The organism is Bradyrhizobium sp. P5_C11_2, assembly GCF_054049755.1.
The window spans coordinates 1-2,325 of sequence record NZ_JBFULT010000832.1 but is presented as its reverse complement, the minus strand read 5'-3'; the positions used below and the strand labels follow the sequence as shown (position 1 = coordinate 2,325).

The 2,325-nt window shown below is 62.8% G+C and carries 3 protein-coding genes; 1 reads left to right on the top strand and 2 read right to left on the bottom strand.

The annotated features are described in order from the left end of the window. Positions 1 to 203 precede the first annotated feature (203 nt). Positions 204 to 407: a DUF2158 domain-containing protein gene (locus ACXJL8_RS39145; protein WP_456620451.1), complete on the top strand. Its 204-nt coding sequence runs from the start codon at positions 204 to 206 to the stop codon at positions 405 to 407. A 150-nt stretch (positions 408 to 557) separates the two neighbouring features. On the opposite strand, the gene ACXJL8_RS39140 is transcribed toward ACXJL8_RS39145, so the two are convergent. Further along, positions 558 to 1,856, bottom strand: a complete 1,299-nt coding sequence (locus ACXJL8_RS39140) for a glycosyltransferase (protein WP_456620450.1) — start codon at positions 1,854 to 1,856, stop codon at positions 558 to 560. Between the two features lie 225 nt (positions 1,857 to 2,081). Further along, positions 2,082 to 2,325: c-type cytochrome (locus ACXJL8_RS39135; protein WP_456686826.1), on the bottom strand; the 244-nt coding region annotated here is incomplete at its 5' end.

Genomic DNA, 2,325 nt, shown 5'->3' with positions numbered 1-2,325 from the left:
GTGCGATACCGTCCCACCGGCTTCGTCTGTCATGTTCCGGTGGTGCGCGACGCGGTCGGCTATTTCAGCAACCAGTGTCTGCCGATACCGCCGATCACGAGCGAGCGCACCTGAGGCCCATCCACGCAGCGCCCTGCGTTTTCCGCGTGTCATGACCGCCTGCTAGCCTGTCCTCCGAGCAGATCAACTCGGAGGACAAATCCATGGACTTGAAAGCCGGCGATGTCGTGATGCTGAAATCCGGCGGCCATCCGCTGACCGTCGCGGAGGTGAAGGAGGACGACGTGCTCTGCCTCTGGATGGGCACGGAAGGCGACCTGTTCCGCGAGACGCTGCCRCTCGCCGCACTCGTGCAGGTGGAAGAAGACCACGACGAGGACGAGGATGACGACGAGGACGAAGAGTAGGCACCCTTAAGGCCGAATCCTGCTTGGATTCGGCTCTCGCTGTCACCGGCCGTTCGGCCTCAGACGAGTCCCCTCATCTGCGGCCGCACGGTCAACTTCCCGAGCGGCGGCGAAGGGCACCTCATCTGTCAGGCGCCGTGTTGTGAACTGTCAGGCAGATTTTCGAAGCGGTCGTGTCTTCGGTTGCTGTCTCGCCGCGCGGCCAATGGCGGCGATCGCCTCCATCTCGTCGACGAGGCTGGAGCGATCGATATCGACCTTCATGGCCTCGCCGAGGAGAGAAGCCGCCGTCTTGAATTGCGGCTCCGCAATCAACCGGTTCACCGCCGCGGCAATGTCCGCTTCGGAGGCGGTTGGCGGCAATCGAAGCCCCGCCCCCTTCGCCTCGACGCGCGCGGCGTTGGCGGCCTGGTCCCGCCCCATTGGCAGAATGAGCTGCGGCAGTCCGTTGATGAGTGAGCGCGTGGTCGTTCCGTGGCCGCCTTGCGATATCACCACGGAAACATCCTTCATGACCAGGTCATGGGGAGCGCCCCGGGTCAAATGCACATTCTTCGGAGCCCTGAGATCGGCGACGTCCAGATTGGGACCGGCCGTTGCAAGGGCATCGATCTCGACCGCTTCCATCGCGTCGATAATGCGCTGAAACATGTCGCGCTGACCTTGCGCGCCCGTGCTGCATGCGATCAACGCGCGAGGACGCCCCGAGCGGGCCGACCATGGCGCTCGCCATGCCTCCGTCTGCAGAGATCTGGACCAGTTCGGGACATCGAGCAGCGGTCCGACATAGCGGAAATTGTCGGGCAGCGTGTCGGCCTGAAAGTCGAACGCCTGGCTGGTCGCGAGCAACAGTCGGTTGGCGCGGTCGAACAGATCGAAGACATCTCTCAGCGGAAAAAGACCCAGATCGGCGCGTGAGCGGTTGAGATCGGGCAGAAACGCATTGAGTGTTTCGGCCTGCCTGGCATTGGCGGCGTCGACTTCGGCGCGCTCTTCCGGTGTCTTCGGTTGGCTCAATGCGCTGATGGCCGGCGGCATTCCCGGCAGGGGCCGAAGGCTGACATGAGGGGACAGCAGAGCGAAAGGCACGCCGGATGCCTCCGCCCCGAGCGCGCCACCAAAAAGCACGTCAAGCACGAGAACGGCATCGGTCGGCAGACGGCCGATCTCATCGCGGATATCGACCGCATAGAGCGCCGCCGGATCAAAGATGGCCCGCCGTAGAAAGTCGTTTATGTCCGAGACATCGACCGGATCCGCAGCCGTTCCGGTCGGGGCGCGGCGCCATGTGACGAATGCAAAGCCGGAGGCCTCGACCTCGGAGCGCATCGCCGGATCCGCCATCACCCGGATGTGGTGTCCATTTTGGCGCAACCTCCGCGCCGCAGTCAGCAGCGGGCTTAGATTTCCGAGGGTCCCCCACGACGCCAGCAAAAAATCATACGACATCCTAGAATCTCTCCATCGCTTGGCCGCGCGTGCGCGCTGGTCCCGCCAAGAATGAAGTGGCGTGCGCTACTGAACGATGTCTCTTCAGTTTGAGATGGTTACAGCTGTAAGGAGAGGACGACCGCTTGTGGGCGCAGAGCGGACATCCGAGTTGCGGACATCCGAGTTGAAGGCTGCAGGCAGACACGATCTTCGGCAGGTCTGCCTACAGCGCCTGCTGGCTCATCACCTGCTCTTCGGTCTGATGGCGTCAACAGTTCCCTGGATGAAGGCCTGGAGTTTCCCGACGTCCCCTTCCGTCAACTTGCCGCTAAAATCCGGCATGCCCTGGTCGCGGAATGGACCGTGGAAGAGGATATTCCTTAGATTGGAGATCTCATCAGTGCCGACGTAGCCGAGATTGATGATGTTGCCGCCGCGGCCGACGCCGGGCACACCGTGGCAGGCTATGCAGGCCGCCGTGACATAG